The following is a 5,745-nucleotide window of genomic DNA, read 5'->3' on the forward strand; positions in this document are numbered from 1 at the left end:
CTCAGCTGTTTCTCCCATGGTATTACCGCTTAAGGGATCAAAAAGAATCAGCTGATCGTTAAGCTGTCCATGGCCCAGACGATACCCCCACCTGGCTTTTTTCAACATGAATGTGGCATTGCTCATACTTTCCATACCACCGGCAACAATAATGTCTGCATCACCGGATTTAATCACCTGAGCTGCAAGCGTAACAGCCTTAATACTTCCTGCGCAGGCCTTGCTGATGGTGAACTGGGGTTTTTCTATGGGAACGCCCGCCTTTACCGCCACAACACGAGCTGAGTTAATGGGAAGATCCCCTGTCCTGTAGCCCGAAGCATAGATCACTTCATCAATCTGATCGCCGGTCAACCCTGCTCTTTTAATAACTTCCTTTATGGGTATGGGACCAAAATCAATATCACTCAACGGTGCGAGTGCTCCACCAAATCTACCGATTGCCGTTCTACAGGCTGCAGCTATGACAACTTCTTTCATTTTTCCTCCTGAAAAATATTTAAATTTATATGTTAACCGCGATATAGCTTTAATATAGCTGTATTATAAATAGTTAAGCATGTCAATCAAAAACATTAAACAGGAGAGGCATCACCGGGATCAATTCCATATCCTGTTGTGCTATTATCTATATTAGTCGAATGCCATTTTGGTTTTCCATTCTTTCCAAACATTACCAACCAGTTCCGGTCCGGGCGTAAGCGTCATCTTACCCGGTTTCCATCCAGATGGCGTGGCTTGTGTTCCTTTGGATTCCCTTACAAGTTGAAAAGCTTGAACCTGGCGTAAGGACTCATTGACATTTCTTCCCACAGGCGGCGTTAATACTTCATACCCCTGGACAATTCCATCCGGATCAATAATAAATCTTCCGCGTGTCTCAACACCTGCATCCTCATCATAAATACCAAATGCCTTTCCCACTCTGCCGCCGGCATCAGATAACATGGCAAAAGGAACACCCCCGTCTACCATTTTAGACAGCTCATGATCATTCCACATTTTATGTACAAACATACTGTCAATGCTCATGGATAAAATTTCCACCCCAAGCTTTTGAAATTCAGGATATTTTTCAGCAACTGCTGAAATTTCCGTTGCTCAGACAAATGTAAAATCACCTGGATAAAAACACAAAAGAACCCATTTTCCAAGGTGTTCTGACAGCTTTATATTAATAAAATTACCATTTTGATATCCTGGCGCAGTAAAATCCGGCGCTTTTTTACCCACTTGTATCATGCTGATGTTCTCCTTTTTTGTATTTATCTTTTCACTTGTTTGTTCAGGGGTTTCTTCTCCCACCGGTCCGCCCGTTGGACGAGCACATCCAGCCTTTAATTCTTCTGTCATAAGCCCTCCTTTTTATTAAATTATTGGGTTGTTGTCTGAATTTCATATGTGTTGTATTTATTATGAACACAGTTCACTGAGACTTGCTATAATCCGTACACCCTCGGGCACTTCTTTGTTTTGCTCAGAAGTCAGCCAAATAGTATTGAACCCCAGTTTATGACAGGGAAGAATATCTTTCTCAAAATTGTCACCTACCATAGTAACTGAACTATAATTTACAGAAAGAGTCTTTATAATAGCCATATAAAACTCAGGTGCCGGCTTGGTAAACCCCGTGTTTTGTTCACAGAAATACCCTTTTATAAATATATTCAATTCAACTCTTTTGAAAGCTTTTTCAATATCTTCAGGCGATGAGTCTGCAGCAGCAGTAGCAATATAAACTGATGCTTTCAGGGATATTTTTTTTAATGCTTCTTCAGCAAACTTAATTGTCTCAACATGCTCCCAGTCGCACATCTTTCCTGCAATACCCGGGGTATCAACCATTAAGGTATCTCCCCAATCAAATAAATAGATTTGTTTCATGTTTTATTTTTTTTCCAAGTTCATAATACGTTCGACGTAGTCAACTCATGTTATACTTCACTGATAGCAATAATAGGATCATAAGGTAGTCTTTTCCCCTCGGCTGCTATTTGGCTAGTCGAAATATGAAACCCGGCGATAAGATATCCCTTATCTTTAGTGCCAGTCAAAGTTACTCTATAAAAATAATTTGGGTTTTGATTTTTTGTATTAATAAAAACAGAAATGAATTCTTGACCACTATATATTTCATATTCCATAATTTCAAACTGTTTTGGAATAGAACCATCATGTGTTTTAATCAATAGCTCTTCAAGTTGTGCTTGGCTGAATTTTTTTTTAAAATTTCCATGCATCATTTCATAGGCAACAGTATAATTTTCGTTTAAAAAAAGGTGTTGAAAATATTGCTTTGAAACATCTCCAGCAACAAGATAGTTATGTCTTGCTATATTCGAACTGCAAGCAATTAATGTCAATAAAACAAAAATGCAACTTGTTCTTAGAACGAGTACCATATTTTCTCCTTTAGTATAACCCCCAAACCCCGCGGTTAGCAAAAAAAAGGAATTTGTAAGGTGTTAAAATTGTAGTAAAAGCATAGAGAACCTCCCAAACAGATATTTTTAACTTTTCTCCCAAAAAGAAAGGAGATCCTCTATGCTGGAAATTAAGATAGAACATTTTCTCGATTATTGTAAAGTATCAAATTTTGCAACCAGGTCCATTCAATCATTAAGGGTAAGGCTCAATGAATTCAACAGCTTTATTGACAAGGTGCCGGTTGAGTCGATTCAAGACATCTCCTACAGGCATTTAAAAGAATTCGTCACTCAGAGCCCTTCAATTCATATCAAAAAAGCCCGCATTTGGAGCCTGAGGCAATTTTTTCATTTTTTAAAACTGAACGGATGGATAAAAACTAATATTGCCTCAGACTTTCCCTATCCCAAGATTGAAAAGACGATCCCTCATTTTTTGACCATTGAAGAGTATAACAGCCTTTTAAGTTTTTTTTATTGCAGGGCATCCGATGCTACAGGATACAGAAACCTTGTCATGATTATGATGCTGGGGCTCCTTGGCCTGCGGTTATCTTCTGTGATTTCCCTGAACATGGAAGATGTGGACATTGAAACCGGCCTTTTACAAATTACAGAAAAGGGGGGGAAACAAAGACCACTGATCATGCCTAAGGTTTTATGCCTCATCCTGAACCAGTATTTTGGCTTTCTTAATAAAAGACAAGGGCCCTTGTTTTTATCCAAAAGGAACAAACGGCTTTCTCCACGGACTTTACATGATGTCTTCCAAAAGGCGGCAGATTCGGTTGATATTGATAAGCATCTTCATGCCCATTTATTTCGTCATACGGCTGGGACCCATTTGAATAAGGTGTCTGACCCTGAAATAACCAGACATGTCCTGGGTCATGTGCGAAGCAATAGCACCCGAAAATATACCCACCTCAATCCGGATCAATATGCGGCTTACATGCAGATCCATCCCTATATGGAGGTGAGCCCATGATTGCCCTGTTGGATGAATACAAAACACAGTTGTCTGACGTCTGTGGGTACGCGGATCAAACAGTTGAAAATTATGCCTCCTGTATGGGTATGTTTGTCCGATATTTAAAGGAGCAGGGCAACATCCCCGTTGTCCAGGCCCAGGGGACACACATTTGTCTGTGGATCGCTCATTTAAAGCAAAAAGGGTTCAGCTACAGCCGGATGGAACATCATCGCTCTGCATTGAAAACCTTTTATGCCATGCTGGTTAAATTGGATATCGTGGCAAAAAGCCCGGCCCAAGCATTGCCCAGGTTAAAGAAAAACGGACCCAGTACAGTGATGCCGGTGTCAAAAACTATTGTTTTTAAATTGTTAAACAGTGTTGACCGGTCCACATGGATGGAAAACCGCAATTACCTTATCCTGTCCCTGCTGTGGGCGCTTGGCTTAAGGGTCAGTGAACTTACCCGCCTTGTCATTGGATCTTTTGAACCCGGGCATGGTCCGAAAATTGGCCTTTTACGGGTAAAAGGGAAAAATAAAAAACAGCGGGCCTTATTTGTGGTGGATAAATTGTACGATAATCTCATGGCATATCTGGCCCATCCCAAGACATTGAAATTTAAAAAAGATCCCATGTTCCCGGTTGAAAGCGGTAAAGCTATCTCAACCGACCGGGTTCAAAGAAAGCTGCGACAATATTGCAAAAAAGCCGGTATCATCGAAAGGCTCACTCCCCATGTGCTCAGGCACTCCTTTGCCACTGAAATGTATCACGCCAAGGTACCGCTTTATGCCATTCAGGCGATGATGGGACATTCCAACACGGCTGAAACTGCAATCTACATCAAGGTGAATGACAGCTTTAAACAGGAAGCGTTAAACCAGTTGGTTATTAATGGGAGGCCGTCATGGGGGTAAGTACAACAGACTTTTTCAACCATATTGAACCATTTATGGATTATCGATCAACAGTGTACGAGGTCAGTGATCAGACTATTAAAAGTAATCGTTGCGACCTTAAGTTGTTTGAAAATTTCATGGGCGACCAGCAGCATGATATCATTACCGGACCTGCGGTGATGGACTTCCAGTATTATTTGAAAACCCAGCGTAAAAATTGTGGCGGGTCACTCAATCGAAAGCTGTTTACCCTGCGAAGTTATTCTCATTATTTGAGACTTCAAGAGGTCGCAGATGCTGAAAAGTTACCGTTTCATGATGTTTTAAAGGTCCGGCAGGGATATCGGAACAGGCCGGATGCCTTGACCGCTAATCAGATCGAACACCTTTTAGATACCATAGACAGGAGCACATGTCTTGGGGTCCGGGATTATGCCATATATGCCCTGATGTATTTATGCGGCCTCCGGATCGGAGAAGTCTTCGGCCTGGACCTCACCGGTATCGATTTAAAAACCAAAGAAATCACTGTGACTGGAAAAGGAAAAAGATTACGTACCCTTCACTTGAGCCAGGAACTGTTCCAGATCCTGTCGGAATATCTTGCTGTACGAACATTTTTTTATAAAAATGATCATCGAAACGCCCTGTTTATCTCAAAAAAAGGAAATCGTCTGGCCATTCGCACCATGGAGGACAACTTCAAAAAAATCGTTTTGAAATCCAGATTGCAAACCCGGTTCAATGTATCCTGCCATACCCTGCGGCATTCTTTTGCTTCCCACCTTAATGATAAAGAAGTGGATATGCTTGTCATTAAAAGTTTAATGGGGCATTCAACAACAAGAAGTACAGAAATCTACATCCATCCTTCAATGCGAAAAGTAAGGCAGGCAATGGAAAAACTACCCGGCGTTGTTTTTATGAATGAGCTTATAAAAAAAGGAGGTGTTATTTTTAGTTTTCAAGAGCTGCGCACATAGCCAGAATCCAAGTCAGATATTACTTAATTTTTTGTAAATAGCCGATTTAATATATCGGTGCGCTTAAATTGCGTTTTTTTAAGATTTTTTGTGTTGCCTTAAAAATCATTTTATGCCACTGTCAGCTACTGAACGGAGTTTTTCTTGTCTTTTTACTTTAGACACCTTCCAATTGCACATAACGTAAAGCTGAGTGGTCGGGGGCTTAATGCCGACAACCTCAGCATAATTAAAATTTATTTTAAAGCCAAAATCTTCAAGAGCCGCTCAGTAGCCCCCGATCCTCTCGAGCGCCGTGTTATGTGGTTTTTAAAGATATTACACTATTCCATTTAGCTCACATTCCACACCCCAATGTTCAGATATGAGGTATTTTTAGAGGAAGTGGTTATCCCCCTGGCTTTGTGAAGATTTGTGAGTTTAATCCCAATGCTCTTAAATACTCCCGTTGATTTTGGGTC

7 protein-coding genes are annotated in these 5,745 nt (G+C 40.7%); 3 read left to right on the forward strand and 4 right to left on the reverse strand.

Annotated elements, in window-relative coordinates:
• The 4 genes from K8S13_RS01635 to K8S13_RS01650 form a co-directional block, all read right to left on the reverse strand.
• Window positions 1-480 (reverse strand): beta-ketoacyl synthase N-terminal-like domain-containing protein (locus K8S13_RS01635; protein WP_291459936.1); only part of this gene is annotated, 480 nt, incomplete at its 3' end.
• A gap of 153 nt (window positions 481-633) precedes the next feature.
• Entirely contained in the window at window positions 634-1,353 is a 720-nt protein-coding gene (prxU, locus tag K8S13_RS01640) for a thioredoxin-dependent peroxiredoxin (RefSeq protein WP_291459937.1), read from the reverse strand.
• Between the two features lie 60 nt (window positions 1,354-1,413).
• On the reverse strand, window positions 1,414-1,884 hold the full coding sequence (locus K8S13_RS01645) for an HAD family hydrolase (RefSeq protein WP_291459938.1): 471 nt from the start codon (window positions 1,882-1,884) through the stop codon (window positions 1,414-1,416).
• A 50-nt stretch (window positions 1,885-1,934) separates the two neighbouring features.
• Window positions 1,935-2,402 (reverse strand): hypothetical protein, encoded by a 468-nt coding sequence (locus K8S13_RS01650; protein ID WP_291459939.1) that lies wholly within the window; start codon window positions 2,400-2,402, stop codon window positions 1,935-1,937.
• Between the two features lie 142 nt (window positions 2,403-2,544).
• On the opposite strand from K8S13_RS01650, the gene K8S13_RS01655 reads away from it, so the two are divergent.
• From K8S13_RS01655 to K8S13_RS01665, 3 genes are read left to right on the forward strand one after another with little or no spacing between them, the layout of a single operon-like run.
• On the forward strand, window positions 2,545-3,414 hold the full coding sequence (locus tag K8S13_RS01655) for a tyrosine-type recombinase/integrase (RefSeq protein WP_291459941.1): 870 nt from the start codon (window positions 2,545-2,547) through the stop codon (window positions 3,412-3,414).
• On the forward strand, window positions 3,411-4,319 hold the full coding sequence (locus K8S13_RS01660; protein WP_291459943.1) for a tyrosine-type recombinase/integrase: 909 nt from the start codon (window positions 3,411-3,413) through the stop codon (window positions 4,317-4,319). The genes K8S13_RS01655 and K8S13_RS01660 overlap by 4 nt, the downstream gene beginning before the upstream one ends.
• A complete protein-coding gene (locus K8S13_RS01665) occupies window positions 4,310-5,284 on the forward strand; it encodes a tyrosine-type recombinase/integrase (protein WP_291459945.1) in 975 nt (324 codons plus the stop codon). Before K8S13_RS01660 ends, K8S13_RS01665 begins: the two co-directional genes overlap by 10 nt.
• The last annotated feature ends 461 nt before the right edge of the window (window positions 5,285-5,745 follow it).

This window comes from Desulfobacula sp., assembly GCF_021107415.1.